Genomic DNA, 24,695 nt, shown 5'->3' with positions numbered 1-24,695 from the left:
GGCCACCGCCCGGGCGTTTCCTTTTTCGGGCCTCTCCGGGCATGGACCTGCGGCGGAAAACGGCGCAACCGCATGCCTCGTGCGCCGCGTTGCGCGCAATGCTATTGAATATCCGGGACCTGCACCCCTCATTGACTGCATGATGGGGCGGTCATCGTCGCGGAGGCATTCTTGACACTCGATCCAACCCTTGCCGCGATCCGCTTCGGCACCGGACGGTCGCCGCGGATCCCGGACCCGCAGGGCGCAGACGCCATGCTGGCGGCGCTTGCCGGCCAGGACCGGATGGCCGCCGCCTATCCGATCCCGGCGTTCACCTCGCTTTTTCCGGCGATCGCGGAGATCAAGCAGGTCAACGACCGACGGCGTGCCGGCACCGCCAGCAAGGCGGACCTCGACCGCAAGTCGGCGCTGCGCCGCGAACTGCAGGCCCGCCAGTGGGACCTGACGCGCCAGACGCTGGCGCGCGGGCTGGACACCGACGACGGCCTGCGCGAGCGGCTGACCTGGTTCTGGGCCGATCACTTCACGGTTCTGGGGAAGAGCACGGATACCCGCGCGGGCGTGTCGATCTTTGCCGAGGAGGCGATCCGTCCACATGTTGCCGGGCGGTTCTCGGACATGCTGCGCGCGGTGGTGAAGCACCCGATGATGCTGCTCTATCTCGACCAGAGCGCTTCCGTCGGTCCGAACTCCGCCTTCGCCAGGACAAGGCCCGCCCGCGGGCTGAACGAGAACCTCGCCCGCGAGGTGCTGGAGTTGCACACGCTGGGCGTCGGGGGCAGCTACGGGCAGGACGACGTGCGTGAACTGGCGGAGCTCTTTGCCGGGCTGACCGGGAACGCGATCAACGGGTTCTCCTTCAACGAGAACCGCGGCGAGCCCGGACCGGAGACCGTGCTGGGGCGGAACTACGGGCGGCGCAAGCCGAAGCTGGAGGATGTGGAACAGGTGCTCGACGATCTCGCCGTGCACCCCGATACCGCGCGTCACATCGCGCGCAAGCTGGCCGTTCACTTCGTCTCGGATCAGCCGGATGCCGAGCTGGTCGCCGCGCTGGAGGCGGCCTTCCTCGAGACCGGTGGCGACCTCGGCGCGGTGACCGGCACCCTGCTGGCCCATCCCTCCGCCACCCGGCCGCGCCTTCAGAAAGCGAAGCAACCCACGGATTTCATTGTCTCAAGCCTGCGTGCGCTCGGCATGACGGGGCAGGAGATGGCGGAGATGGACCCGAAGGCGTTCAAGCGGCTCGTCCTGCGCCCGCTGGAGATGATGGGACAGCCCTGGCAGAACCCGTCCGGCCCGGACGGCTGGCCCGAGGAGGCGGAGGCCTGGATCACGCCGCAGGGGCTCGCGGTTCGGATCACCTGGGCCATGGGGCTGCAGCGCCATTTCGGCGGCGATATGCCCGACCCGCGCGCCTTCGTCGCGACGGCGCTTGGCGACATGGCGTCCGAACAACTGGTCTTTGCGGCCGGAGCCGCCGAGACCCGCGGGGACGGGGTGGGGATTGTCCTCGCCTCCCCGGAATTCCAACGCCGCTAGGAGCGCGCCATGACACGCAAAGCGACCTTCGACCGCCGTCGTTTCCTGCTGACCGGGGCAGCGCTCGGCTGCACCGCTGCGGCCAGCCCGTTCATGACGCCGGTGTCGCTCGCGGCGGCGCCGTGGGACATGCGGCTCGTCGTGATCATCCTGCGCGGCGGGATGGACGGACTCGATGTGGTGCAGCCCTACGGCGATCCGGCCTTTGCCGGCCTCAGGGGCAACGCGCTCAAGGTCGGCGAGGCGGCCGGCGCGGCGGACCTCGACGGGTTCTTCGCGCTTCATCCGGCCCTTGCGCCCTTGATGCCGCTCTGGGCGGCGGGCGAACTCTCCTTCGCCCATGCGGTTTCCACGCCCTACCGCGACAAGCGCAGCCATTTCGACGGGCAGGACTTGCTGGAGGCCGGTACCGCCGATGTGCCGGGCGGCGCGGCCGGGCGCGACGGCTGGCTGAACCGCATGTTGCAGGCGGTGCCGGGGCTGGAGCCGGAGACGGCCTATGCGATCGGGCGCGAGGACCTGCTGATCCTGAAGGGCACGGCACCGGTCGCCAACTGGGCGCCCGGGACCAGGCTTGCGCTCTCGCCACAGGCGGAGCTGCTCCTGAACCGGATCTACGAGCAGGATCCGCTGTTCCACGCGGCCTCCGAGGAGGCCTTGCGGCTGACCGGCGAGCTTGCGGCTGCCGGCTCGCTGGAGGACGCCGGGCCGGACATGGCGGCGATGCAATCGATGATGGAGGCCGCCACGACCGGCGGCGGGCATCTGCGCGTGGCCGAGTTCGCGGTCAACCGCCTGCGCGCCGACACCCGGGTCGCGGCCTTTTCGATCAACGGCTGGGACACCCACAGGGGCCAGTCGCAGGGCCTTGGCCGGGCCTTGGCGCAGCTCTCCGACACGATCCTGGCGCTCAAACTCGGGCTCGGGCCGGTCTGGGGCAAGACCGCGGTACTCGCGATGACCGAATTCGGCCGGACCGCGCGCGAGAACGGCACCGGCGGCACCGACCATGGCACCGGCGGCGCGATGCTGATGGCCGGCGGCGCGGTGCGGGGCGGACTCGTCCACCGGGACTGGCCGGGTATGGGGGAGGGCGATCTCTATGCCGGGCGCGACCTGATGCCGACGGCCGATGTCCGAAGCTACGCGGCAGCGGCGATGCGCGAACTTCTGGGCCTCGATCGCGCGACCCTCGAGGACGCGATCTTTCCCGGTCTGGACATGAGCGGGATCGGCAAAGTGATCCTCTGACGCGGAGACCGGCGAAGGCCGGGTCCGGAGCGATCTTTGAACGGGTGGCTCAGAACGCGCCGGTGCCGGTCATCCGCATTTCGACGAGGCTGGTGACTTCCGCCAGCGCGGCCCGCGCGTTGGGATCCGGCTGCGAGGCCCAGGCCAGCCGGTTCGCCGCGCGGGCCAGCTTGTCGTCGGAGGCGCTGAAGGCCACCGAGCAGAGGAACTGGCGCACATAGTCGAGCTTCTGCCGGGTCATGGGCGATGCGAGGATTTCGGCCACGTGGCTGAGATCGTCCCGCAAAGCCAGCGGATCGGGCGTGACCCGGTCGGCGGAGACCAGGCGCATGCAATTGGGCGCGATCGTGCCGGGATAGTTCGACAGGATCGCCTGCTGGAACACCGCCAGACTGGTGATCGGCTTCTGCAGGAACCCGTGCGCGCCGGCCGCGATGGCGACCCCTTCGGCGGCGTCGTCGCCGCTGGTGCCGAGCAGCACAGGCACCGGCTGGTCCGATTGCGCGATTTCCCGGATCAGCGTGGCGCCGGAGCCGTCGGGCAGCCCGAGATCGACGATCACCGCCGAGGGCCGGTAGACGGCGAGATGCCGGTGCGCCGAGGCGAGGCAATCGGCACGACGGATGCGCGCGCCGCTGCACAGGCACAGAAGCCGCATCGCCTCGCTGGCGAAGCGGCTGTCTTCCACCACAAGCACGGTAAGCCCCTGGAGCGGCCGGTCGACCGACGGCTTGCGGGACGGGATCTGGATGCTGAGGTCGTCGGTCATGGCAGTTCCTTTCAACCTTTGAGTCGATTAAGAGCGATTCTGCCTAACGAGCGGTAAATGGACCCTGCGCCGCAGGCTGGCAGGGTTGCGGAGGGTGGGCCTGCGGAGCGATAAGGCGGCGCATATCCACTCAGGAGGAAGCTGATCATGATCGGTCGTCTCAACCACGTCGCCATCGCGGTGCCGGATCTCGAAGCCGCGTCGGAGCAATACCGCAACACGCTCGGCGCCAAGGTCGGCGCGCCGCAGGACGAGCCGGACCACGGCGTGACGGTGGTGTTCATCGAACTGCCCAACACCAAGGTCGAGCTGCTCTACCCGCTGGGCGAGAACTCCCCGATCGCCGGCTTCCTCGAAAAGAACCCCTCGGGCGGCATCCACCACATGTGCTACGAGGTCGAGGACATCATTGCCGCCCGCGACAAGCTCAAGGCACAGGGCGCACGCGTGCTCGGCAATGGCGAACCGAAGATCGGCGCCCACAAGAAGCCCGTGCTGTTCCTGCATCCGAAGGACTTCAACGGCTGCCTGATCGAACTGGAGCAGGTCTGATCCATGGCAATCACCTCCGCTCTCGTCCTGCTGGCCGTGATCTGGTTCATGGTCTTTTTCATCGTCTTGCCGCTCAGGCTTCAGACGCAGCACGAGGCCGGGGACGTGGCGCCGGGCACTCCGCGCTCGGCACCGACCAACCCGAACCTGAAGCGCAAGGCGCGGATCGTGACGGCGATCACGCTGCCGCTCTGGGCCATCACCTGCGCCATCATCCTCACCGGAACCATCACGGTCGACGACTTCGACCTGTTCCACCGGTTCGGGCCGGGGGCGGGCGCATCCTCATCCGGGGAGCAGTAACGTGAATCATCTGACCACCATATCCGTCGCCGGCCTTCTGGCTTTTGCCGCAACGGGCGGGCAGGCCAACACCACCGCGGCCGCGAATCCGGCGGCCACGTTCTGCATCGAGAGCGGGGGGCAATACGTGATCGAGACAGAGGCCGACGGCCAGCGCGGCTATTGCGTGCTGACCGACGGCACCCGGGTCGACGCCTGGGACTACTTCCGGGAGAACTGGGACAAGGCGCCCGCCACTAACTGACGCGGGCGTCCTGCGGCTCCAGCCGGTGGTAGAGATGCGTGAAGGTCGCCGCGCCGAGGATCGGCACGAAAAGGTTGATCACCGGCACAGACAGCGGAATCGCCATCAGGCCGCCGGCGAGCCAGATCTCCGGCATGTGCCGCCGGCGCGCGGCAATCGCCCCCTGTCGGCCGACCCGGCGCATGGCGACGAGCTGGAAGTATTCCCGTCCGAGCAGGAAGCCGTTGACCGCCCAGAAGAGGACCGGCGCAAACGGCCCGACGAAGAAATACAGGATCAGCGCAAGCAGGTTCACGGCAATGATCACCCCGAGGAAATTGACCGTGTCCTTGAGCGCCTCGCCCATCGGGACCGGCGTGGCCGGGGGCAGATGGGGATAAAATCGGGCCTCCACTGCCTCGGCGACTTGTTCCAGGAAGAGGCCGGTGAAGGCCGACGCCACGGGCACCATCAGGAAGACCGAGGCCACCAGCATCACCAGCACCGCCGCGCCCGAAGCGATGCCGCCGGCGAAGTCGATGGTGAGCCCGAAGAGCGTGAAGCTCTCCGGCACGAGCCAGCCCGCGACCCAGGCAAAGAGCCAGGTCGCGCCGATCAGAAGAGCGAGGGTCAGGCCCAGGCCGAGGAGCAGGACACGCAGGAAGCGCGGGTCCGGGATCTGGCCGACCGCGCGTGCGAAATCGCCGAGAATCCTCATTTACGCTGCCATTCCGTGATCGCGTCCAGGTTCGGGCGCGGTCGCTCCGGCGGGGCGCTGGTCTCGGTGCCGATGTGGATGAAGCCGGCGACGAACTCATGGCTGCGCAGTCCAAGGCCGGATTCGATGAAGGGCCGGTCGAAAGCCGCCCAGCCGGTCAGCCAGTTGGCGCCCCATCCGGCGGCGAGGGCGGCGGAGAGCAGGCCATAGCAAGCGGCGCCGGCCGAAAGGATCTGTTCGATCTCGGGCACCGCGTCATTGTCCCGCGGCACACCGATCACGGCGACGACGAGATCGGCATCGGCGAACTGGCGGACCATCTTTTCGGCGGTTTCCGGCGCGATGCCGAGCGCCTCGGCGCGGTCGGGCACCATCAGCGCCAGCCGCTCCAGCGCCGGCTTCTCCAACACGATGAAGCGCCAGGGCTCCAGCTTCTTGTGGTCGGGCGTGCGGGCGGCTACCGTCAGCAGGGTGCGCAGTGCGGCCTCGTCCGGCACAGGCGTTCGCAGGGTCTTGGCCGGGCGGGAACGCCGGGTCAGAAGGAAATCGAGGGCGGCTTGGTTCGGGTCCGGCATGGGGCCTCCGTTGGATCGGGCTTTGCCCCTTCCTATCGCCGCCGGAACACTTCCTCCAGATCCGAGATCAGCCCCTCGACCATCCGGTCATGCCGCGGTCCCGGTTGCCGCGCGGCGACGGTCTCGGCCAGCGGGTCGGGGGCCGCCACGGGGGCGTCGGACAGCGCCTCGAGCACGGCGTGGCCGCAGAACGGGACGTAGACCTCCGAGTAGCCGCCCTCGTGGACCAGCACGAGCCGCCCGTCGCAGAGATCCTCCGCCGCCGCGCGCAGGCGCTGAGTCATGGCGCGGAAGGTCTCGGCGCTGGCGAGCATCCGCGACAGCGGGTCGACGGCAGAGGCATCGAACCCGCAGGCGACGATGATCGCGTCGGGCTCGAACGCCTCCAGCGCCGGCAGCACCAGCCGGTCGATGGCTTGCAGGTAGCCGCGGTGCCCCGTGCCCGGCGGCAGCGGGATGTTCATGTTGGCGCCCAGCCCTGCGCCGGCGCCACGGTCTTCCGCGTCGCCGGTGTCGAGCGGGTAGTTGCGCTCCTGGTGCAGCGAGATCGTCAGCACCTCCGCCCGGTCGTAGAAGATCGCCTCCGTGCCGTTGCCGTGGTGCACGTCCCAGTCGACCACGGCGATCCGCCCGGCAAGGCCCTGATCCAGCGCCGATTCGATCGCGATGGCGATGTTGGCCAGCAGGCAGAAGCCATTGGGGAACTCTGGCAGGCAATGGTGCCCGGGCGGGCGCGAGAGCGCATAGGCATTCTCGACCTCCCCGCGAAGCACGGCGACCAGCGCGTCGCGGGCGAGGCCGGCCGAGAGGGCCGCGATCTCGTAACCCCCTTGCCCAAAGGGCGTCCGAAGCCCGATCTCACCTCCGCCGGTATCGGAAAGGGCCTTGAACTCGGAGAGGTAGGACAGCGGGTGGACACGGGCGAGTTCGGCCTCGCTGGCGGGCTCGGCGCCGCGCATGGCGAGATGCCGGTCCATCCCGGTCACCCGCATCAGGTTCACCAGCCGGCGCTTGGTCTCGGGGTTCTCGGGAAGCCCGCCCATGGTCGGCTGCACCAGCCCGCCGACGGGCAGGGTCAGGGCGTAGTTGCCGCCAGAGTGCCAGAAACAGCGTTCATCCCAGAAAAAGCCCGTCCGCATCCGTGGTTCTCCCTGCCTGCCCGGGCTAGCCTAGGGGGGCGGGCCAGGAACGGAAAGAGGCGATGGCAAAGGCGGATCTGTCGGAACTTGCGGAGCCCGGGACGGAGATCGCCGTGCGGGTGACGCTCAGGGCGTCGCGAAATGCCGTCGAGGCCGGGCCCGAGGGGCTCCGGGTGCTGGTCACGAGTGTTCCCGAGGGCGGCAAGGCCAATGCCGCCGTGCAGAAGCTGCTCGCCCGCGCGCTCGGCGTGCCGAAATCGAGCCTGACCCTGGTGCGCGGCGCCAAGGCGCGGGACAAGGTGTTTCGCTACGATCCGTGAGCGGCGGGCCTTGGCAAAGAGGTGGCGGCGGGGCTCCAGAGGCGCGATCGAGGCGGCGTGTTCCCCTCGAGGATGCTTTCCGAACAGTTGATGGGTCAGTCGGTCTTCGGAGAAACGTGGTTCGCGTGGCCCATCTTGCGGCCGGGACGGGTTTCCGCCTTGCCGTAGAGGTGCAGCGCGGTGGACGGTGTGGCGGCGAGCTCCGGCACGCGGTCCATGTCGTCGCCGATCAGGTTCTCCATGACGACGTCGGCATATCGGCTGCCGTCGCCAAGCGGCCAGCCTGCAACGGCGCGGATATGCTGCTCGAACTGGTCGACGGCGCAGCCGTTCTGGGTCCAGTGGCCGGAATTGTGCACCCGCGGGGCGATCTCGTTGACCACGAGGCCGGCCGGGGTGACGAAGAGCTCCACGCCGAGCACGCCGACGTAGTCCAGCGCGTTCAGGATGCGGCCGGCCAGCAGCACCGCATCGGTGCGCAGCCGGGCCGGGATCGGGGCGGGCACGGTGGTCCGGCGCAGGATGCCGCCCTCGTGCAGGTTCTGGCCGGGATCGAAACAGGCGACCTCGCCCGAGACGCCGCGGGCGGCGATGACCGAGATCTCCATGGAGAAGTCGACGAACCCCTCGAGCAGCGCCGGCGCGCCCTGCATCGCAGCGTAGGCCTCGGGGACATCGGAGGCGGCGGCGAGGCGGACCTGGCCCTTGCCGTCATATCCGAGGCGGCGGGTCTTGAGGATCGACGGGCATCCGAGCGCATCCACGGCGCGCTGCAGGTCGTCCTCGCTTTCGACATTGCGGTAGGGCGCGGTGGCAAGCCCGAGGCCGCAGAGGAAGTCCTTCTCGTGCAGCCGGTCCTGGCTGACCGCGAGCGCCTTTCGGTTCGGGCGCAGCGGGCGGAGCGCCTCGATGCGGTCGAGCGCCTCGGCGGGGACGTTCTCGAACTCGAAGGTCACCACGTCGACCGAGCGGGCAAAAGCTTCCAGCGCCTCCCCGTCCTCGTAGGGCGCGCGGGTGGTGTCCGCGGCGACATCCGCCGCCGGCGCGGCGCCGGGTTCGAAGATGTGGCTCCGGTAGCCGAGACGCGCCGCCGCGACCGAGAGCATCCGGCCGAGCTGGCCGCCGCCGAGAATTCCGATGGTGGCGCCGGGGGGAAGGGGGGCTGTCATCAATCGCCGCTCAATCTGCTTCGGATCGCTTGTAGAGTTTCGGCCAGCGCCGCATGAGCGCCGCCGTTGGAGAGGCCCTGAACCATCTGCAGGCTGAGGGTGGCCTCGGTGGCCAGCGCGTCCCGCTCTTCGGCCAGCCGGCCGGCGCCGCCCTTGTCCATCGCGGCGAGGAAGCCGGTCATCATCTGGGTGGTGTAGAACTCGGCCGCGTTGGCGTCGCCGGTGCGGGCGCCGAGCCAGCCCGAGGCCGTCGCCATCAGGTCGAGCAGGCCGGGCACCATGGCGCAGATCGCGAAATGCGCGTCGAGGGCCGCCTCGCTGGCGACCGGCACGACCGGGTTCTCGGGTTCGAAGAGCGAGGCGAGCAGATCGGTGTCGCCATGGGCCGCCAGCGGGCAACCGCCATTTTCGACGAAGCCGAGAGGGACCGTCTGCACGATGTCGCCAGCGGGGGCGCAGATCACCTGAAGCCGCTCCACGCCGATGCCGGCCATGACCGACACGATCTTCTGCCCGGCGCGGAAGGTCAGCTCTGCCAGCACTTCCTCGGCGATCTGCGGACGCAGGCAGAGAAAGACGATCTCGGACCGATCGATCACACCCTGCGCGTCGCTCACGCCCACGCCGAGTTCGGCGGCGAGCGCCGCGGAAACCTCGGCATTCCGCTCGGTCACGACGATCTCGTGCCCCTTGGCGGCAAGGTGGCGCACCATCGGGGCCGCGATGTGACCCGTGCCAATGAATCCGATCGTGCTCACTCTTCGATGTCCTCCGGCGCGTCAGGGATCGATGCGGAGAGCGCCGCGCGCCAGGCCTCGAGCCGTTCGGCGAGGGCAGGGTCTTCGTTGGCGAGGATCGCGGCGGCCATCAGCCCGCCGTTTGCGGCACCGGCGGCGCCGATTGCCATGGTGGCCACGGGGAACCCCTTGGGCATCTGGACGATGGAATAGAGCGAGTCAACGCCCGAGAGCGCGCGGGTCTGCACCGGCACGCCGATCACCGGGACGCGGGTCTTGGAAGCGACCATGCCCGGCAGGTGGGCCGCGCCGCCAGCGCCGGCGACGATCGCCTTCAGGCCCCGTTCGGCGGCGGACTTGCCATAGGCCCAGAGCCGGTCGGGCGTGCGGTGCGCGGACACGATCTTCGTCTCGAAGGGAACGCCAAGCTCCTCGAGGATCTTCGCGGCTTCCTTCATGGTGGGCCAGTCCGACTGGCTGCCCATGATGATTCCCACCTTCGGCTCCGGCATTGCGCCCTCCTGCTGTCGCGAGCGCGCACCATAGCAGCGCCGCGGGCAGGGGCAACGGCTGCGTGGCTTCAGGCGATGATGTCGGGGGTGATCTCGTCTTCGAGGACCGCGATACGGTCCTTCAGCACGAGCTTCTGTTTCTTCAGCCGGCGGACGGTGAACGGATCGGCGGTCCCGGTCTCCTCAAGGGCGCGGATGGCATCGTCGAGATCGCGGTGTTCCCGGACGAGAACCCGCAGCTTCACCCGCTTGACCTCGAGCGGATCCATTTCACTGGGAGCGTTCATCGGACCCTTCGTCAACTCTGCGCGATAACTCCCCGAATATAGGCGGGTTCGGTCGCTCGCGCAAAGCCCCAACCTTGCGCGGTGCCCGCATCGCGCCCATATTCACCTTCGGGTGCCCAAGCACGGGGCCCGCAACTGCATGGTCGCTTCATGAAAGGACGTGCCTGATGACCAAGACAGCCCTCGGTTCGCATCCCTTCCTGTTGGGATTCGAACAGTTGGAGCGCCTCGTCGAACGGACTGCGAAGTCTGGAAACGACGGCTATCCGCCCTATAACATCGAACAATCCGGCGAGCGGAACTATCGGATAACCCTTGCGGTTGCGGGTTTCTCGGAGACCGACCTGTCGATCACCGTCGAAGACCGCCAGCTGGTGATCCGTGGCCGTCAGGCCGAAGAGGATGGCGAGCGCTTCTTCCTCCACCGCGGTATTGCCGCGCGTCAGTTCCAGCGCAGCTTCGTGCTGGCGGACGGTGTCGAGGTGAAGGGCGCGTCGATGGAAAACGGTCTGCTGCATGTGGATCTGGAACATGCGGCGCCCGACACCGTTGTTCAGACAATCCAGATCAACCGGAACTGAGGAGGCAGACATGGATCACAAACATCCGATCGGCGAATCGCAGACGACGAACGACAGGCCGATCGTCTATGTCCGCCCCGTCGATCTCGACGATCTGCCGGAAGAACTGCGGCGTCAGGCCGAAGGCGTGAAGGACCTGTATGCGGTGCATGACGCCGAAGGGCAGCGCCTGGCCCTTGTGCGGGGTCGCAAACTCGCGTTCGTCCTCGCGCGTCAGAACGACATGACCCCGGTGAACGTCCACTGACTGCCGCCACTCACGGCGTTTCGAGCGCGCCCGCGGACCCGTCCCGGGCCGCTCCCGTGACGTCGACCGCGACCACGTCTGCCAATGCCGCTTGCACCGGACGCGGCGCCGGCCTGCCGGATGTCATCACCGCCAGCGTCGGCTCGGGCTTGTCTGTCAGGAAATAGTAGGTGTTCTCGACCGGCTCCGGCAGGTCGCTCAGGCGCACGGTTTGCGTACCTTCGACCGTCGGCAGATCGGTGAGTTTCACCACGGGCACCCTTGCAGCGACCGGAAGGTCGGAGATCCGTATCGTGGCGGTTCCGGGCGCGATCTCGGGGTCCCGCATGTGAACCCGCTGCTGCAGCATCTCCGACCGCCCGAGGAGGGCCGCCACGCTTTCCTGGATCGGTGTGACGACCGCAGACGCCCTGGCGTGGATCTTGGTGCGCAGGTGGGGGCCGCCGAAGGAATAGACCGCGACGCAGATCAGGACGGGAAGCGCCAGGTATCTCAGGAGGACCCAGACCCCGGTCGACCTGAATCCGGCGCGATTGAACGTTCCCATGAAATTCACCTCTCAACACATCAACAATGAGCGCGAGGAGGCGCCCGGAATCCGGCGAAATCGCAGGCGGATTGGGGCAATTTGGAGGGGATTTCCCCGAAGGCGCGAACGGCCGTAGGGGCAGGCAGGAAAAGCAGAACGCCCCGCCAGATGGCGGGGCGTCCTTGTGTCGTCAGTTCGAACCTGGGATCAGGATTCGGCGCCGATCAGGCCCATGCTCTCGAGCTTCAGCAGCACTTGCTGGGCGCAGTAATCGACATCGACGCCGTCGGTGTCGAGGCGCAGCTCGGGGTTCTCGGGCACGTCGTAGGGGTCGGAGATGCCGGTGAACTCCTTGATCTTGCCTTCGCGGGCGAGCTTGTAGAGGCCCTTGCGGTCCCGCTTCTCGCATTCCTCGATCGTGGTCGCGACGTGAACCTCGACGAAGGCGCCGTAGGATTCGATATCCTCACGCACCGCGCGACGGGTGGTCGCGTAGGGCGCGATCGGCGCACAGATCGCGATGCCGCCGTTCTTGGTGATCTCGGAAGCCACGTAGCCGATGCGCCGGATGTTCAGATCGCGGTGCTCCTTGGAGAAGCCCAGCTCGCTGGACAGGTTCTTCCGGACGATGTCGCCGTCGAGCAGCGTCACCGGGCGGCCGCCCATTTCCATCAGCTTGACCATCAGCGCGTTGGCGATGGTCGACTTGCCGGAGCCCGAGAAGCCGGTGAAGAACACGGTGAAGCCCTGCTTGGACCGCGGCGGACGGGTGCGGCGCAGCTCGGAAACCACGTCGGGGAAGGAGAACCAGTCGGGGATCTCCAGCCCCTCGGCCAGGCGGCGGCGCAGCTCGGTGCCGGAGATGTTGAGAACGGTCACGCCCTCTTCGATCTCGTCGGCCGGCTCGTACTGGGCACGCTCCTGCACGTAGACCATGTGTTTGAACGGCACCATCTCGATGCCCATCTCCTCTTCGAATTCCTTGAAGAGGTCCTGGGCGTCATAGGGGCCGTAGAAATCCTCGCCGGCGGAGTTCTTGCCGGGGCCCGCGTGGTCGCGGCCGACGATGAAGTGGGTCACGCCGTGGTTCTTGCGGATCAGGCCGTGCCAGACCGCCTCGCGCGGGCCGGCCATGCGCATGGCGAGCGGCAGCAGCGACATGGTGGTGGTGGCGGCCGGGTACTTGTCGAGCACCGCCTCGTAGCAGCGCACGCGGGTGAAGTGATCCACGTCGCCCGGTTTGGTCATGCCGACGACCGGATGGATCAGCAGGTTTGCCTGGCATTCCTTGGCGGCGCGGAAGGTCAGTTCCTGGTGCGCGCGGTGCAGCGGGTTGCGGGTCTGGAATGCCACGACCTTGCGCCAGCCCAGCTTGCGGAAATAGGCGCGCAGCTCGTTGGGGGTGTCGCGGCGGGCGCGGAAATCATAGTGCATCGGCGGCTGGATGCCGATGATCGGGCCACCGAGATAGACCGGGCCGGCGACGTTGTGCAGGTAGTTCACCGCCGGGTGGGCGATGTCATCGGCGCCAAAGACCTTCTCGGCTTCCTTGGCCTTGTTCGGAGTGAACCGGTCGGTGATCGACAGGATCGCGAGGATCACGCCTTCCTGGTCGCGCAGTGCGATGTCCTGGCCGGGCTCGATGCTGTCGGCGAACTTCTGGCTCACGTCGAGCGTGATCGGCATCGGCCAGAGGGTGCCGTCGGCCAGGCGCATGTTGTCCACGACGCCGTTGTAATCCTCTTCCGAGAGGAAGCCCTTGAGCGGGTTGAAGCCGCCGTTCATCAGAAGCTCGAGGTCGCAGATCTGGCGCGGGGTCAGGTCCCAGCTCGGCAGGTCGGCGGCTTCGACCTTCAGTTTCTGGGCGCTCTCATGCGAGACATAGAGCTCCGGAATGGGCGCATGTTGGTTCTGCATCGTCTTGGTCCTGTGTTGAAATGGGTTGAGACCGCTCGTCGTGCCGGTCAGTTCTGCGTGCAGGGCGTCGTATTCCGCGAATTTTCGCGCGAGGAACTGGTCCCGAAGGCGGGATTGCTCTGCCGCGCCGCGGGAGGTGATGGAATAGGCGAAGCGTTGCCGCTTGTCCGGCCCGTCGCGCCCGGTGACCTTGACCAGCCCGGCCTCGGCTGCTGCCCGAAGCTGGGCGTTCAGCCGGCCGAGCGAAATGCCAAGGGCCGCGGCGGTGGTCCGCTGCGACGCTTCCGGCGCCAGATCGAGCTGACGCAGCAGACGGAAGAGCAGGTCCTCCTCCTCTGGTGTCGTGGCTTTCTCTGCGGCGGGTGGCATCGGCGACTCGTTATCTGTTCACGCGTGAACGCATGTCACGGAACCCATGTGAGGCAAAGGGGGGGCGGGGGACAATTTCCCGGAAGTGGCGAAATGCTGCCGGTACGCAACACCTGCCCGACCCGCTCCCTGCGAGCCCGTTGGTCGGCTGCCGATCAGCGGCGCATGGGGGCGCTGCGAACGCGGCTGCGCGCGGGTTCCGTCGCAGATCCACCATAATCCTCTTCTAGGTTCTACGTGGCCGGAAGGCAGTCCGGCACGGCAGCGGAGCGATCCGAATGGAAGGAAGTCTCGACGATATCCTCAAGCTCCTGCTGTGCGTGGGAGGATTGGGCTTTGTCTTCGCGGGGCTGTTCATGCTCCGTGACGCCATCAGGATCGCCGCCTGTCACGATGTCTCCCCCGGTACGATTGTCGACACGAGATTTCACCGGGCCCGGGGATCGGATTCAGACCGATCGGCCATTGTGACCGTGCGGTTCAAGGCCGCGAACGGCGCCCTCATCCAATATGAGCAAGCCGCCCCCGGCGGTGTCTTTGCACTCCATACGGAGCAGGGCATTCGGTCCCTGCAGGGCCGAACGATCGATGTCCACCATGATTGGCGAAACCCGCAGAGGGCGACGATTTCTCTGACCAGGGATTTCCTGATGGGCGGCACCTTCGCGGCGCTCGGGGCGTTCGTCTGCCTTTTGCTCTTCGTGAACTGGGACACGATCGCATTCTAGAGACGGTGCTCGCTCGTCGCGGGCCGTGTGGGTTAATGATACCCTGCACGGCCCACGGCTTTCCATGTACCGGGCCGGTTATTCCGCCGCCGCGACCGTCTCGGCTTCCTGCTCCGCGAGGAAATGCTCCGCCTCCAGCGCGGCCATGCAGCCCATGCCGGCGGAGGTCACCGCCTGCCGGTACTTGTGGTCGGTCAGATCGCCCGCGGCAAAGACCCCGGGGATGGAGGTGGCCGTGGAATCCGGCGCGGTGACAACGTAGCCGCCCATGTGGGTCTCGAGCTGGTCCTTCACCAGTTCCGAGGCCGGCGCATGGCCGATCGCGACGAAGACACCGGCGGCGGGGACGAGGGTGATCTCGCCCGTCTTGACGTTGCGGGCGCGCAGACCCTCGACGCTGAGCGGTGTTTCGGCGCCGACGATCTCTTCGGGCGTGTGATCCCAGAGGATCTCGACCTTGGGGTGCTTGAACAGCCGGTCTTGCAGGATCTTCTCGGCACGGAGGGAATCGCGGCGGTGCACCAGGGTCACCTTGCTGGCGAAGTTGGTCAGGAACAGCGCTTCCTCGACCGCAGTGTTGCCGCCGCCGATCACCACGACCTCCTTGCCGCGGTAGAAGAAACCATCACAGGTCGCACAGGCCGAGACGCCGAACCCCTTGAACTTCTCCTCGCCCGGCATGCCGATCCACTTCGCCTGGGCGCCCGTGGCCAGGATGACGGCATCGGCCGTGTAAGTGGTGCCACTGTCTCCCTGTGCCGTGAACGGGCGGCGCGACAGGTCGATCGACGCGATATGATCCCCGATGATCTCGGTGCCCACAGCGCGCGCGTGCTCCTCCATCTGCACCATCAGGTCCGGGCCCTGGATCTCCTTCTCGCCGGGCCAGTTCTCGACCTCGGTGGTGATCGTCAGCTGCCCGCCCGGCTGGATCCCCTGCACGAGGATAGGGTTGAGCATGGCGCGGCTTGCGTATACGGCGGCGGTGTAACCGGCCGGGCCGGATCCGATGATGAGAACGCGGGTGTGGCGGGTGCTGGACATCTGGAGCCTTTCGTGAACCTGTGGTGCCGCCGGTGGCGCACCGTTCCGTCGGATATAAGACCGGGCCGGTCGAACTGGAAGCTTTTCCCGCATTCAACCATGCACGCAGCGCAAAGCGGATAAATATTGCGCTTCTGTGAAACATTGTTGCGCAGTCCGGCTTGCCTCGCTAAGGTTCGGAAAAAACTCGGAGGGCTGAATGCCGGGAGCCAAACTCGACCCAATCGATCGCCAGATTCTGGCGGAACTCCAGGCGGACGGCCGCATGACCAATGTCGAGCTTGCGCGACGGGTCGGCATCTCCGCACCTCCGTGTCTGCGCCGCGTTCGCACCCTGGAGGAGGCCGGTTTCATTCGCGGTTACCATGCCGAGATTGACCCGCGCGAGCTTGGCTTCGAGGTCCAGGTCTTTGCGATGGTGGGGCTGAACAGCCAGGCCGAGGCCGATCTGAGCGCCTTCGAGCAGAAATGCCGCGAGTGGCCGCTGGTCCGCGAATGCCATATGCTCAACGGCGAGATCGACTTCATCCTGAAATGCGTGGCGCCCGACCTGTCCACCTTCCAGTCCTTCCTGACCGGGCAGCTGACGGCGGCGCCCAATGTCGCCAGCGTCAAGACCTCGCTGGTCATCCGGGACGGCAAGAACGAGCCTTCCGTGCCCTTCGAGGTGCTGGAAGATCGGTTGAACCGGACCGCCTAGCTCAGCTTCCCCGGATGTAGCGGAAGGCCGCGGAGGCGCCCCAGCCCGCGGCCATCGCGATCGCGAGGGAGAGCAGGCCGTAGATCATGGCCTGCTCCTGGGCGAGGTTGTAGATCCAGCGCTCCAGCCCGACCTTCCGCACATCCAGAACGTCCGTGTAGGAGGCGATGACCTCCTTGTCCCGCAACATGAAGATCCGCGCGGTATAACGGCCTTCGGAGATGTTGGACGGCAGGTTGATGTCGGTCCTGAACAGCGGCTGTCCGATCATCGTGACGCCGTGTTCCTCGACCCGGTAGCTGCCGTTCCTCTCCCTCAGGCGGATCAGCGCCTCGGTGAATTCTTCGGCCTCGTCGACCTGGCTGGCCAGGCCCGCAGAGCGGATCGCCCGGGGAATGGTGATCGAGCGGCGCAGGTCTTCGGTCATGGACAGGATCTGCTCCATGCGCCGGTTCGTGGAAATGGCGTAGAAGGCCGGCGCGGCGGTGATGTCCACGGCTTCCGTGTTCACCCAGATCCCGGCCACGCGATCCTTCTTGCGGACGGTCACCGGCTCCCGCGGGCCGGAGACGGTCACGATGATGTCGAACGGGGTGCCGGCGTCCGGTCCGGTCTCCTGTACGGCGCCGAAGACGAGGATCTGGGAGCCGGCGAAATTCGTGGTGATCGCAACCCGGCTCTGGCTCAGGTCGGCGACGACGGTCTGCGCTTTCGCCGCGGCGGTGATGCCGAGGGCGGCCGCGAGGGCGAGGACGGCGGGCAGCACCCTGCGCATCACGAATGCCCCCCGGATTCGCTGATGGAGAACAGCTCGCGCGGTTCGATCAGCAGGTCGGCGGCGAGCTTGCCGCAGACCGCGAGCACCAGCGCGGCCAGCAGCACCCGCAGCTGTTCGGCCTTGAGCTTGGTTCCGATCTGCGTGCCGAACTGCGCGCCGACGACGCCGCCAATCAGCAGCAGAAGCGCCAGAATCATGTCCACCGTGTGGTTGGTGATCGCGTGCAGCAACGTCGAGAAGGCGGCGACGAGGATGATCTGGAACAACGAGGTGCCGACGACAACCTTGGTCGGCATGCCGAGGATGTAGATCATCGCCGGGACCATGATGAAGCCGCCGCCGACGCCCATGATCGCGGCGAGCACGCCCACCGACATGCCGACGAGCAGGGGGGGGATCACGGAGATATAGAGACCGGAGGCACGGAACCGCATCTTAAGGGGCCAGGTATGGACCCAGTTGCGCTGTCGGCGCGTGTAGGGTTTTGGAACGTCCGACTTCGAGCGGCGCAGCGCGCGGAGGGATTCGACGAGCATCAGGCTGCCGACGATCCCTAGGAAGACGACGTAGAACAGGGTGATGAGCAGGTCGACCTGTCCGAGCGCCTTGAGCATGTTGAAGACGGCGATGCCCATGGCCGCGCCCACCAGGCCGCCGGCCTGCAACACGAACCCCATGCGGATGTCGACCGTCTTGCGCCGGAAATGCGCCAGGACGCCGGAGACGGAGGAGGCAACGATCTGGTTGGCTCCGGTCGCCACGGCCACCGCGGGCGGGATCCCTGCGAAGAACAGCAACGGCGTCAGGAGAAAGCCGCCCCCCACGCCGAACATGCCGGACAGGACGCCTACAAGCCCGCCGAGACCGAGCAGTTGGAAGGCGTTAACGGAGACTTCGGCGATGGGCAGGTAGATCTGCATGTGCGACCTTTAGGCCGAGACTTGTGACGCCGCAACGCCCAAGCCGGGGTTCCCAAAACTTTCCTGGCCCGATCTTTCGGGCTGCCGTTGACGTAATGTGCCGCTACGTCAGTTTGGCCCGGCGCCTCGGGAGCTGTGTCCCCGAGGCGCCGGGCCTGTGGCGCTGCTCAGCGCTCCTTGACGTAAGGTTGGCCGCCCGCACGCGGCGGGATCGCCTTGCCCACGAAACCGGCCAGGATCACCACGGTCAGGATGTAGGGCAGGCTGTCGAGCAGCTGCACCGGCATCCGGAAGGGGAAGATCGCCTCGACCACGTCGGTCCGCAGCGCCAGCGCCTGCAGCAGGCCGAAGAGCAGGCAGGCGGAGAGCGCGTACCACGGCCGCCACTTGGCAAAGATCAACGCCGCGAGCGCGATATAGCCCCGGCCGGCGGTCATGTCCTTGACGAAGCCGGCCTGCAGGCCGGTGGCGAGATAGGCCCCGGCGATGCCGCAGAGCAGCCCGGCGATGGCGACGGCGGCATAGCGCAGGCCGATCACCGAGACACCGGCGGTATCCACTGCGGCGGGGTTCTCGCCGACCGCGCGCAGGCGCAGGCCGAAGCGGGTGCGGTAGAGCACCCAGTAGGTCGCCGGCACGGCCAGCAGGGCCACGTAGACGAGGATGGAATGGCCGGAAAGGAGCTCGGAATAGATCGGGCCCAGCACGGGAACGTCCGAGAGTGCGTCCGCGAAGGGCAGGGTGAGCGGCTCGAACCGGGCCTTGCCGAGCAGCGACGGCGTCCGGCCGCCCTGCTGGAACCAGTTCTGCGCGATCAGCACGGTCATGCCCGAGGCGAGGAAGTTGAGCGCCACGCCCGAGATCAGCTGGTTGCCGCGAAAGGTGATCGAGGCAACCCCGTGAATCGCGGCAAAGACCATCGAGGCGGCGATGCCGGCCAGCAGCCCGAGCCAGACCGAGCCCGTGTCATAGGCCACGGCCGCCGAGAAGAAGGCGGAGATCAGCATCTTGGCTTCCAGCCCGATGTCGAAGATGCCGGACCGCTCGGAGAAGAGGCCCGCCAGGCAGGCCAGCAGCAGCGGCGTGGCCAGCCGCATGGTCGAGTCGAGGATCTGGATCAGGGTCGAGAAATCCATGCTCACTCTCCTGCCTTGGCGTTGCGCCGCATCATCAGGAACACCCGCTCGATCGGCATGCGCACCATGTTGTCCAGCGCGCCGGTGAACAAGATCACGAGGCCCTGGATCACCACGATCAGCTCACGCGGGATCGACATCCAGAGCGCCAGCTCCGCGCCGCCCTGGTAGAGGAAGCCGAAGAGGATCGCGGCCAGCGCCACGCCCACGGGGTGGTTGCGCCCCATGAGCGCGACCGCGATGCCGATGAAGCCCGCGCCCTCGACTGAGTTCAGAACCAGCCGTTCGGCCTCTCCCATGACGTTGTTGATCGCCATCAGGCCGGACAGGCCGCCAGAGATCAGCATCGCGACGATGATGATCTTGGCGGGCGAGATGCCCGCATAGACCGCCGCGGATTCGGAGCGGCCGAAGGCGCGCAGCTCGAAGCCGAACCGGGTCCGCCAGAGCATCAGCCAGACGAGGAAACAGGCCAGCAGCGCGATCAGGAAGCTGATGTTGGCCGGGGCGGCACTGGAGAACTCGATGCCGAAAGGGGCGAGGATGTCGTGCAGCGTCGGCAGGTTGGTGCCCGCCGGGAACTTGGCGGAGGCCGGGTCCATGGACCCCTCGGGGCGCATCACGTTGACCAGCATGTAGTTCAGCACGGCGGCGCCGATGAAGTTGAACATGATGGTGGTGATGACGATGTGGCTGCCCCGCTTCGCCTGCAGCCAGGCCGGCAGGAAGGCCCAGGCGGCGCCGAAGAGCGCGCCGCCGATCATCGCGGCGGGAAGCGCAATCGCCCAGTGCGGCCAGGGCAGGGCAAGGCACACCAGCGCCACGCCGAGGCCGCCGAGCGTCGCCTGGCCCTCCGAGCCGATGTTGAACATGCTGGCATGGGAGGCCACGGCAAAGGCCAGCCCGGTGAAGATGAAGTTGGTGGCGTAGAAGAGCGTGTAGCCCCAGCCATAGGTCGAGCCGAAGGCGCCGGTGACCATCAGCTTGACGGCCTCGACGGGGTCCTTGCCGATGCCGAGGATCACGAGGGCGGAGATTCCGAAGGCGAGGATCAGGCTGATCAGTGGCACCAGCACCACGTCGGCCCATCTGGGCATCACATCCATCATGCTTTCCCTTCGCCACTGGTCACGCCGGCCATCAGCAGGCCGAGTTCGCCTTCGTTGGTCTCGCCGGGCAGGCGTTCGCCCATGATCCGGCCGTCGAACATCACCGCGATCCTGTCCGACATCCCCATGATCTCATCCAGTTCCACCGACACCAGCAGGATCGCCTTGCCGGCGTCGCGCAGCTCGATGATCCGCTGGTGAATGAACTCGATGGCGCCGATGTCGACGCCGCGGGTCGGCTGGCCGACCAGCAGCAGGTCCGGATTGCGCTCGATCTCGCGCGCCAGGACGATCTTCTGCTGGTTGCCGCCGGAAAAGCTCTTGGCCGCCAGGTGGGCGTGCGGCGGGCGCACGTCGAAGCGCTCCATCTTGCCGGCGGTGTCCTCGCGGATGCCGGCGTTGTCCATCAGCCAGCCCTTGTTGTAGGCCGGGTCCCACTGGTAGCCGAAGGCGACGTTTTCCCAGGCCGCGAAATCCATGATCAGGCCTTCGGCCTGGCGATCCTCGGGGACGTGGGCGATGCCGCGCTTGCGGCGGGAGCGGCCGTCGGAATGCTTGCCGGTGAGGTCGATGGCCTCGCCGTTGATCTCGACCCGGCCGGTGGCGGGCATCATGCCTCCGAGCACTTCCAGCAGCTCGGACTGGCCGTTGCCGGAGACGCCCGCGATGCCGAGGATCTCGCCCGCGCGCACCTCGAAGGAGACGCCCTTGAGGCGCTCGACCTTGTCGTCATCCACGACCCTCAGGTCCTCGACCTTCAGGATCGTCTTGCCCGGCTGGGCCGGTTTCTTGTCGACGCGGAGCAGTACCTTGCGGCCGACCATCAGCTCGGCCAGCTGCTCCGGGCTGGTCTCGGCGGTCTTGACGGTCGCCGTCATCTCGCCGCGCCGCATCACCGAGACGGTGTCGGTCACCTCCATGATCTCGCGCAGCTTGTGGGTGATCAGGATGATCGTCTTGCCCTCGTCGCGGAGGCCGCGAAGGATGCGGAACAGGTGATCCGCCTCGGCCGGCGTCAGCACCCCGGTCGGCTCGTCGAGGATCAGGATGTCGGCGTGCCGATAGAGCGATTTCAGGATCTCGACCCGCTGCTGCTGGCCGACGCCGATCTCCTCGATCAGCGCGTCGGGGTCGACGTTCATCTCGTATTCTTCGGCGATTTCGGTCAGGTGCTTGCGCGCCTTCGCGAGGGTCGGCCGCAACAGCGCGCCTTCCTCGGCGCCGAGCACGACGTTCTCGAGGACGGTGAAGTTCTCCACCAGCTTGAAATGCTGGAACACCATGCCGATACCGGCCGCGATGGCGGCCTGGCTGTCGGGGATCTCGGTCGGCTTGCCGTTGATCAGGATCTCGCCCCGGTCGGCCTTGTAGAAGCCGTAGAGGATCGACATCAGCGTCGACTTTCCGGCGCCGTTCTCGCCGATGATGCCGTGGATCGCGCCCTTGGCGACCTTCAGCGAGATGTCCTTGTTGGCCTGCACCGGGCCGAAGGCCTTGGAGATGCCTCGCAGTTCGATCGCCGGAGGGGCGTTCGGAGCCGCACCGGGCGGCTGGCCAGAGTTCTCGGCAAGATCCTTCATCGATCACCCCCGTAGTTGAAAGAAAGGGCCACGCGGCTTCACGCTACGCGGCCCCTTCCTGATTAGCCAGTCTCTGCGGCGTCAGATCAGAATTCGAGCGCCGGGCAGGAGTTGTTGTCGTAGTAGCTGACAACCTCGACTTCGCCGGAGATGATCTTCTGCTTGGCGTCCTCGACGGCGGCCTTCATCTCGTCGCTGACGAGCTCGGCGTTGTTTTCGTCCATGGCATAGCCCACGCCCTCTTCGGCGAGACCGAGGACGACGGTGCCGGTCTCGAAGCCAGGGCCGTCATTGAAGGCCTGCTCGACCGCGTTGTCCACGCGCTTGACCATCGAGGTCAGGACCTTGCCGGGGTGCAGGTGGTTCTGGTTGCTGTCGACGCCGATCGAGAGCACGCCGTCCGCGTCGGCCGCGGCCTGCAGAACGCCCACGCCGGTGCCGCCGGCGGCGGCATAGATGATGTCCGCGCCCTGGCTGATCTGGGCCTTGGCGAGTTCGGAGCCCTTCACCGGGTCGTTCCAGGCAGCCGGGGTGGTGCCGGTCATGTTGGAGATGATCTTGGCGTCGGGGTTCACCGCCTTCACGCCCTGGGCATAGCCGCAGGCGAAGTGACGGATCAGCGGGATGTCCATGCCGCCGATGAAGCCGACGGTGCCGGACTTGGAGGCCTCTGCGGCCAGCATGCCGACCAGGTAGGAGCCCTGGTGCTCGGAGAAGACCACCGAACGCACGTTGGGCTCGTCGACCACCGCGTCGATTATGGCAAAGGAGGTGTCGGGATAATCCGGCGCGACCTCGGCCAGCACGTTGCCAAAGGCGAAGCCGGTCATGACGATCGGGTTGGACCCGGCCTCGGCGAGGCGGCGCAGGGCCTGCTCACGCTGGGCTTCGGACTGCATCTCGATCTCGCGGAACGAACCGCCCGTGGTGTCGGCCCAACGCTTCGCGCCGGTGAAGGCCGACTCGTTGAACGACTTGTCGAACTTACCGCCGAGGTCGAAGATGATGGCGGGGTCGGCCGCGGCCGTTCCGGCGACCAGCGCCAGGGTGGCTGCTGCGCCGAGGATGCTCCGCATGAAGGTCATTGGGTATCTCCCGGTTGGACATGTTATGGGCGGGGGGCCCTTCGACCCGAACCGCAAAAACGTCAGATCCACGTTGGATCACGGAGAGAATAAGGCCGCAGCGGCGAGGGGGGGTCAACCGGTTTTTGGTCGTCCCGCCAGTCAGGTGACCCCGTTCCCGTGCGTCATTCGGCGGCACCGGCCCGGCCAGAGGTCCCGCGTCAGGTCAATGACTTGGAAAAGAGCAGGGCGTCGATGCGCCGGCCGTCCGGCGCGGCGTAGTAGCTGCGCCGCAGGCCGCCCCGGAGGTAACCCGATGTCTCGTAGAGGGCGATGGCCGGGGCGTTCTCGGCGCTGACCTCCAGGAAGGCGGAGCAGGCGCCGCGGCTGCTCGCCGTCGCCTCGAACCGAGCCACGAGTTCCCGGCCGACCCCGTTGCGCCGGGCCTCCGGCGCCACGGCGAGGGTCAGCAATTCCACCTCGTCCGCCACGACCCGGCCGAGCGCGAAGCCCGCGTCGTCGGAACACAGAAAGACCCGTTCAGAGTCGAGCAGTTGCGCGAATTCCATCGCCGACCAGGGCCGCGGGGTTTCGAAGCAGCGGGCGTGCAACTCGGCGAGGTGTACCGGTGTCACGGCAGGATGACCGGCGGCGGATCGGACGGCGGCGCGGCATCGGCGGCGCGCACGTAGAGAGGGGCAGGGCGCTCCGGCGCGGCCCCGTCCCCGGCAAGCCGCTCGGCGGCGATGCGCGCAATGCGCTGCGGGATCTCCTCAAGCTCGGCCGGGGCAGCCTGTGCGCCCAGCGACCGGGCGATCTCCTCGGCCCGGTGTCCGGTGACCATGCCGCCGTCTTCCAGCCCAAGGCCGCCGGGCAGGGTCGCGGGATCGGCCAGACGCCCGGGGCCGCTGGCTGTGCCGTGGTGGAAGGGCTGCAGATAGACCTGGTCGCGCGGGGCGGCCAGGCTCACCAGAAGCTCCGCGCCAGCCTGGCCATAGGCCATGAGGTCGAAGGTCGAAACCCCGACCGCGGGAATGCCAAGCGCCAGCGCCAGCCCGCGCGCGGCGGAGACGGAGATGCGGATGCCGGTGAAATTGCCCGGTCCGATGCCCACGGCGATCGCGTCGAGATCCTTCCACCCGAGATGCGCCGCCTCGAGCACATCCTCCAGCAGGGGCATCAGCGCCTCTGCCTGGCCGCTTCCCATTTCGCGGGTCTCTGCCTGCAGGATCTCGCCTCCGAACAGCAAAGCGGCCGCGCAATGCGCGGCCGATGTGTCGAAGGCCAGGATGGCCGGGTCAGACCGCAACGGGGCGGACCTCCACGACCTCCGGAATGTAGTGCCGCAGCAGGTTCTCGATGCCCATCTTGAGGGTCAGGGTCGAGGACGGGCAACCGGCGCAGGCGCCCTGCATGTGCAGGTAGACCACGCCGCGGTCGAAGCCGTGGAAGGTGATATCGCCGCCGTCCTGGGCCACCGCCGGGCGCACCCGGGTGTCCAGCAGGTCCTTGATCTGGTTGACGATCTCGGCGTCTTCGCCCTCGTGCGCGGCATGGCCGCCACCGGAGGATTGCGAACCGTCGGCGATCGCCGGCTGGCCGGACTGGAAGTGCTCCATGATCGCCCCGAGGATCGCGGGCTTCACGTGCTCCCATTCGACGCTTTCGGCCTTGGTCACGGTGACGAAGTCGTTGCCGAAGAACACGCCGGTCACCCCGCCCACGGCAAAGATCCGGCTGGCGAGCGGCGAGCTTTCGGCGGCGTTCGCGGAGGGAAAATCCGCGGTGCCGGCTTCCAGCACGGTCTGTCCGGGCAGGAACTTCAGGGTTGCCGGGTTCGGCGTGGATTCGGTCTGGATGAACATGTGCAGGGCCTCTCTGGAGGGATGGACC

At 67.3% G+C, this 24,695-nt stretch carries 30 protein-coding genes; 10 read left to right on the top strand and 20 right to left on the bottom strand.

The annotated features are described in order from the left end of the window. Positions 1-171 precede the first annotated feature (171 nt). Positions 172-1,545: a DUF1800 domain-containing protein gene (locus CHB86_RS06325; RefSeq protein WP_089232160.1), complete on the top strand. Its 1,374-nt coding sequence runs from the start codon at positions 172-174 to the stop codon at positions 1,543-1,545. A 9-nt stretch (positions 1,546-1,554) separates the two neighbouring features. Further along, positions 1,555-2,796, top strand: a complete 1,242-nt coding sequence (locus CHB86_RS06320) for a DUF1501 domain-containing protein (RefSeq protein WP_089232159.1) — start codon at positions 1,555-1,557, stop codon at positions 2,794-2,796. A gap of 49 nt (positions 2,797-2,845) precedes the next feature. Here CHB86_RS06320 and CHB86_RS06315 read toward each other — a convergent pair whose 3' ends face one another. After that, the gene (locus CHB86_RS06315) at positions 2,846-3,565 is read right to left on the bottom strand and encodes a response regulator (RefSeq protein WP_089232158.1); all 720 of its coding nucleotides are present in this window, start codon (positions 3,563-3,565) and stop codon (positions 2,846-2,848) included. Positions 3,566-3,712: 147 nt separating this feature from the next. On the opposite strand from CHB86_RS06315, the gene mce reads away from it, so the two are divergent. The 3 genes from mce to CHB86_RS06300 are packed head-to-tail and all read left to right on the top strand — an operon-like array spanning position 3,713 to position 4,664. Next, positions 3,713-4,117 carry a methylmalonyl-CoA epimerase gene (gene mce / locus CHB86_RS06310; protein WP_089232157.1) on the top strand — a complete coding sequence of 135 codons (405 nt, stop codon included), beginning with the start codon at positions 3,713-3,715 and terminating at the stop codon, positions 4,115-4,117. 3 nt (positions 4,118-4,120) lie between these two features. Further along, positions 4,121-4,420, top strand: a complete 300-nt coding sequence (locus CHB86_RS06305) for a DUF1467 family protein (protein ID WP_089232156.1) — start codon at positions 4,121-4,123, stop codon at positions 4,418-4,420. Position 4,421: 1 nt separating this feature from the next. Further along, entirely contained in the window at positions 4,422-4,664 is a 243-nt protein-coding gene (locus tag CHB86_RS06300; RefSeq protein WP_089232155.1) for a DUF333 domain-containing protein, read from the top strand. Here the strand turns inward: CHB86_RS06300 and CHB86_RS06295 are convergent. Genes CHB86_RS06295 through CHB86_RS06285 form a run of 3 tightly spaced genes read right to left on the bottom strand, consistent with a single transcriptional unit; the run spans position 4,657 to position 7,075 of the window. Continuing rightward, the gene (locus tag CHB86_RS06295; RefSeq protein ID WP_089232154.1) at positions 4,657-5,361 is read right to left on the bottom strand and encodes an EI24 domain-containing protein; all 705 of its coding nucleotides are present in this window, start codon (positions 5,359-5,361) and stop codon (positions 4,657-4,659) included. The two genes, CHB86_RS06300 and CHB86_RS06295, sit on opposite strands and share 8 nt — an antisense overlap. Further along, positions 5,358-5,936: a nitroreductase family protein gene (locus CHB86_RS06290; protein ID WP_089232153.1), complete on the bottom strand. Its 579-nt coding sequence runs from the start codon at positions 5,934-5,936 to the stop codon at positions 5,358-5,360. Before CHB86_RS06290 ends, CHB86_RS06295 begins: the two co-directional genes overlap by 4 nt. A gap of 32 nt (positions 5,937-5,968) precedes the next feature. Next, positions 5,969-7,075, bottom strand: coding sequence for a class II histone deacetylase (locus CHB86_RS06285; protein WP_089232152.1), 1,107 nt, complete (start codon positions 7,073-7,075; stop codon positions 5,969-5,971). A 62-nt stretch (positions 7,076-7,137) separates the two neighbouring features. Here CHB86_RS06285 and CHB86_RS06280 point away from each other — a divergent pair, with 62 nt between their 5' ends. Next, positions 7,138-7,395, top strand: coding sequence for a DUF167 domain-containing protein (locus CHB86_RS06280; RefSeq protein ID WP_089232151.1), 258 nt, complete (start codon positions 7,138-7,140; stop codon positions 7,393-7,395). 95 nt (positions 7,396-7,490) lie between these two features. Here CHB86_RS06280 and CHB86_RS06275 read toward each other — a convergent pair whose 3' ends face one another. The 4 genes from CHB86_RS06275 to CHB86_RS06260 form a co-directional block, all read right to left on the bottom strand. Then, positions 7,491-8,564, bottom strand: coding sequence for a 5-(carboxyamino)imidazole ribonucleotide synthase (locus tag CHB86_RS06275; protein WP_089232150.1), 1,074 nt, complete (start codon positions 8,562-8,564; stop codon positions 7,491-7,493). Continuing rightward, on the bottom strand, positions 8,564-9,322 hold the full coding sequence (locus CHB86_RS06270) for an NAD(P)-binding domain-containing protein (RefSeq protein WP_089232149.1): 759 nt from the start codon (positions 9,320-9,322) through the stop codon (positions 8,564-8,566). The genes CHB86_RS06275 and CHB86_RS06270 overlap by 1 nt, the downstream gene beginning before the upstream one ends. Further along, positions 9,319-9,813, bottom strand: a complete 495-nt coding sequence (purE, locus tag CHB86_RS06265) for a 5-(carboxyamino)imidazole ribonucleotide mutase (protein ID WP_089232148.1) — start codon at positions 9,811-9,813, stop codon at positions 9,319-9,321. Before purE ends, CHB86_RS06270 begins: the two co-directional genes overlap by 4 nt. Positions 9,814-9,881: 68 nt before the next feature. Further along, positions 9,882-10,100, bottom strand: coding sequence for a YdcH family protein (locus tag CHB86_RS06260; RefSeq protein ID WP_089232147.1), 219 nt, complete (start codon positions 10,098-10,100; stop codon positions 9,882-9,884). A 167-nt stretch (positions 10,101-10,267) separates the two neighbouring features. Between CHB86_RS06260 and CHB86_RS06255 the strand changes: the two genes are divergently transcribed. Beyond that, positions 10,268-10,681: an Hsp20 family protein gene (locus tag CHB86_RS06255; RefSeq protein ID WP_089232146.1), complete on the top strand. Its 414-nt coding sequence runs from the start codon at positions 10,268-10,270 to the stop codon at positions 10,679-10,681. A 10-nt stretch (positions 10,682-10,691) separates the two neighbouring features. Beyond that, on the top strand, positions 10,692-10,928 hold the full coding sequence (locus CHB86_RS06250) for a DUF1150 family protein (protein WP_089232145.1): 237 nt from the start codon (positions 10,692-10,694) through the stop codon (positions 10,926-10,928). A gap of 10 nt (positions 10,929-10,938) precedes the next feature. On the opposite strand, the gene CHB86_RS06245 is transcribed toward CHB86_RS06250, so the two are convergent. After that, positions 10,939-11,475 carry a hypothetical protein gene (locus tag CHB86_RS06245; protein WP_089232144.1) on the bottom strand — a complete coding sequence of 179 codons (537 nt, stop codon included), beginning with the start codon at positions 11,473-11,475 and terminating at the stop codon, positions 10,939-10,941. A gap of 189 nt (positions 11,476-11,664) precedes the next feature. After that, positions 11,665-13,743, bottom strand: a complete 2,079-nt coding sequence (locus tag CHB86_RS06240) for a bifunctional sulfate adenylyltransferase/adenylylsulfate kinase (RefSeq protein ID WP_089232143.1) — start codon at positions 13,741-13,743, stop codon at positions 11,665-11,667. 278 nt (positions 13,744-14,021) lie between these two features. On the opposite strand from CHB86_RS06240, the gene CHB86_RS06235 reads away from it, so the two are divergent. Continuing rightward, entirely contained in the window at positions 14,022-14,471 is a 450-nt protein-coding gene (locus CHB86_RS06235; RefSeq protein WP_089232142.1) for a DUF3592 domain-containing protein, read from the top strand. A 78-nt stretch (positions 14,472-14,549) separates the two neighbouring features. Here the strand turns inward: CHB86_RS06235 and trxB are convergent, their stop codons facing one another. Next, positions 14,550-15,515 (bottom strand): thioredoxin-disulfide reductase, encoded by a 966-nt coding sequence (gene trxB / locus CHB86_RS06230; RefSeq protein WP_089232141.1) that lies wholly within the window; start codon positions 15,513-15,515, stop codon positions 14,550-14,552. A gap of 199 nt (positions 15,516-15,714) precedes the next feature. On the opposite strand from trxB, the gene CHB86_RS06225 reads away from it, so the two are divergent. Next, positions 15,715-16,215: an Lrp/AsnC family transcriptional regulator gene (locus CHB86_RS06225; RefSeq protein WP_089232140.1), complete on the top strand. Its 501-nt coding sequence runs from the start codon at positions 15,715-15,717 to the stop codon at positions 16,213-16,215. A gap of 1 nt (position 16,216) precedes the next feature. On the opposite strand, the gene CHB86_RS06220 is transcribed toward CHB86_RS06225, so the two are convergent. The 9 genes from CHB86_RS06220 to CHB86_RS06180 all read right to left on the bottom strand — a co-directional run bounded on the left by CHB86_RS06220 (position 16,217) and on the right by CHB86_RS06180 (position 24,667). Next, positions 16,217-16,990 (bottom strand): TIGR02186 family protein, encoded by a 774-nt coding sequence (locus CHB86_RS06220; protein WP_089232139.1) that lies wholly within the window; start codon positions 16,988-16,990, stop codon positions 16,217-16,219. Next, the gene (locus CHB86_RS06215) at positions 16,990-17,913 is read right to left on the bottom strand and encodes a sulfite exporter TauE/SafE family protein (RefSeq protein ID WP_089232138.1); all 924 of its coding nucleotides are present in this window, start codon (positions 17,911-17,913) and stop codon (positions 16,990-16,992) included. The genes CHB86_RS06220 and CHB86_RS06215 overlap by 1 nt, the downstream gene beginning before the upstream one ends. 167 nt (positions 17,914-18,080) lie before the next feature. After that, positions 18,081-19,049: an ABC transporter permease gene (locus tag CHB86_RS06210; RefSeq protein ID WP_089232137.1), complete on the bottom strand. Its 969-nt coding sequence runs from the start codon at positions 19,047-19,049 to the stop codon at positions 18,081-18,083. Positions 19,050-19,051: 2 nt separating this feature from the next. Continuing rightward, a complete protein-coding gene (locus tag CHB86_RS06205; protein WP_089232136.1) occupies positions 19,052-20,155 on the bottom strand; it encodes an ABC transporter permease in 1,104 nt (367 codons plus the stop codon). Next, entirely contained in the window at positions 20,155-21,738 is a 1,584-nt protein-coding gene (locus CHB86_RS06200; protein WP_089232135.1) for an ABC transporter ATP-binding protein, read from the bottom strand. The genes CHB86_RS06205 and CHB86_RS06200 overlap by 1 nt, the downstream gene beginning before the upstream one ends. An 86-nt stretch (positions 21,739-21,824) precedes the next feature. Beyond that, positions 21,825-22,823 carry a BMP family lipoprotein gene (locus CHB86_RS06195; protein ID WP_089232134.1) on the bottom strand — a complete coding sequence of 333 codons (999 nt, stop codon included), beginning with the start codon at positions 22,821-22,823 and terminating at the stop codon, positions 21,825-21,827. A 200-nt stretch (positions 22,824-23,023) separates the two neighbouring features. Then, positions 23,024-23,437, bottom strand: coding sequence for a GNAT family N-acetyltransferase (locus CHB86_RS06190; RefSeq protein WP_089232133.1), 414 nt, complete (start codon positions 23,435-23,437; stop codon positions 23,024-23,026). After that, positions 23,434-24,111 carry a tRNA (adenosine(37)-N6)-threonylcarbamoyltransferase complex dimerization subunit type 1 TsaB gene (gene tsaB, locus CHB86_RS06185; RefSeq protein ID WP_089232132.1) on the bottom strand — a complete coding sequence of 226 codons (678 nt, stop codon included), beginning with the start codon at positions 24,109-24,111 and terminating at the stop codon, positions 23,434-23,436. Before tsaB ends, CHB86_RS06190 begins: the two co-directional genes overlap by 4 nt. Further along, entirely contained in the window at positions 24,101-24,667 is a 567-nt protein-coding gene (locus CHB86_RS06180) for a NifU family protein (protein ID WP_089232131.1), read from the bottom strand. The genes tsaB and CHB86_RS06180 overlap by 11 nt, the downstream gene beginning before the upstream one ends. Positions 24,668-24,695: the final 28 nt, after the last annotated feature.

The organism is Tropicimonas sediminicola (assembly GCF_900188335.1).
Taxonomy (GTDB): Bacteria; Pseudomonadota; Alphaproteobacteria; order Rhodobacterales; family Rhodobacteraceae; genus Tropicimonas; species Tropicimonas sediminicola.
Note: the sequence above shows the minus strand (reverse complement) of the source record. Positions and strands in the feature narration are given on the sequence as shown.